The sequence below is a fragment of the Sporomusa sp. GT1 genome (assembly GCF_014634905.1).
GTDB lineage: Bacteria > Bacillota > Negativicutes > Sporomusales > Sporomusaceae > Sporomusa > Sporomusa sphaeroides.
Map to the genome: position 1 here is coordinate 1 of NZ_BMBX01000066.1, position 1,525 is coordinate 1,525.

General features: G+C 40.7%; 1 protein-coding gene. It reads left to right on the forward strand.

Annotation, left to right across the window (positions count from 1 at the left end):
• Positions 1 to 156 precede the first annotated feature (156 nt).
• The gene (locus GT1_RS21830) at positions 157 to 1,524 is read left to right on the forward strand and encodes a transposase (RefSeq protein ID WP_223226443.1); all 1,368 of its coding nucleotides are present in this window, start codon (positions 157 to 159) and stop codon (positions 1,522 to 1,524) included.
• Position 1,525 lies beyond the last annotated feature (1 nt).

Genomic DNA, 1,525 nt, shown 5'->3' on the forward strand with positions numbered 1-1,525 from the left:
AACTCAACTTTCGCAGAGCCATAATCGACTCAACATCACGATTTAGCCAACACGAATGCATAAAAATAATCTTTCTTGACAATGGAAAAACACCCCTAATGTCTGGTATAGTGAGTTTGCTACAAAACACTACCATACAGAAGAGGTGCCTTCCATATGACAATGATAAACCAAAATCAACAGAAAAATCAACTCCCAAAAGAAATCGAAGCCGCTTTTAAGGAGCTCAAGATACTGCAGCATTTGCGTCAAGCAGGAATCAAGCGCAATTTAGGGTTTGCCTGTAGCTATATTTTTCAGATTGTATTTTGCTTGCTATTTCAACACCGCAACTGGTTTCGTATGCAAGATAGTGACCATAAAAGCGCTGATTTTCCTGGAAAAGATGCAGTATATCGCTTTCTCAACTGTCCGAATTTTGCTTGGCAACGCTTTTTATCTGCGCTTAGCAGCCACGTCATCGGAAAAATTGTACCCTTAACAACGCAAAAGAAGACTGGCGTTTTAGTAGTGGATGATTCTGCCTACGCGCGTAATAGGAGTAAGAAGGTTGAACTGTTAGCCCGCTGTAAGGATCACACGAATAATTGCTATTATAAAGGGTTTCGCATGTTGACTTTGGGCTGGTCTGACGGTCACACGTTCATTCCTACTGATTTTGCTATGCTCAGTTCAAGAAAGGCTTGCCTTCATGGAATTAATGAAGCTATCGACAAGCGAAGTGTCGGTTATAAACGTCGGCTAGAAGCATTGCAAAAGGCACCTGATGTTATTCCCGAAATGATAGACCGTACATTGAAAAGCGGTGTACATGCGTCTCATGTTCTTATGGACAGCTGGTTTACTCATGCCCCATTAATTCGTGCTATCTGCAAACGCGGTCTTGCTGTTATCGGTATGGTAAAAGATAATAATCATAGGTATCTGGTTAATGGTCATGCTTTAAGCCTTAAAGCATTATACAAAGCGTCCACCACCAAAGGCTTTAAGAAAAGCGGTATTTTGAGTTCAATTACAACCATATTATCCAATGATATTCCAGTTAAAATCGTATTTGTTCGTCATAGAACCAACAAGCGCGAATGGCTGGCGGTTTTATCTACCGATGTAACTCTTGATGAAGAAGAAATCATCCGCTTGTATGGTATCCGTTGGGATATTGAAACTTTCTTCAAATGCACTAAATCTATTTTACAATTGGGTAAAGAGTTTCAAGGACGCAGTTTTGATATGCTCATCAGTCATACGACTATTGTGTTTGCCAGGTATATCGTCCTTAACTGGCAACATCGACAGCAGGGCGATGACAGGTCTTTAGGCGGTTTGTTCCTAGCAATGTGTGATGAACTTGCTGAGTTGGATTGGGTTGTTGCGCTGAGTCAGTTACTTGAAATTCTTACTGGGGTAACACAAACTGCAAACAAGCGTGTTGCAAAATTTATTAAATGTCAACTTTCACAATGGATAGCGGCCTTGCCCAATTACATCAAGCTTTATTTGCCTATATCTATCTGCGAAAGTTGAG

What these genes read in the sequence shown, in the direction of transcription:
- GT1_RS21830 (WP_223226443.1), top strand. Translation starts at nt 157, where the DNA reads ATGACAATGATAAACCAAAATCAACAGAAAAATCAACTCCCAAAAGAA.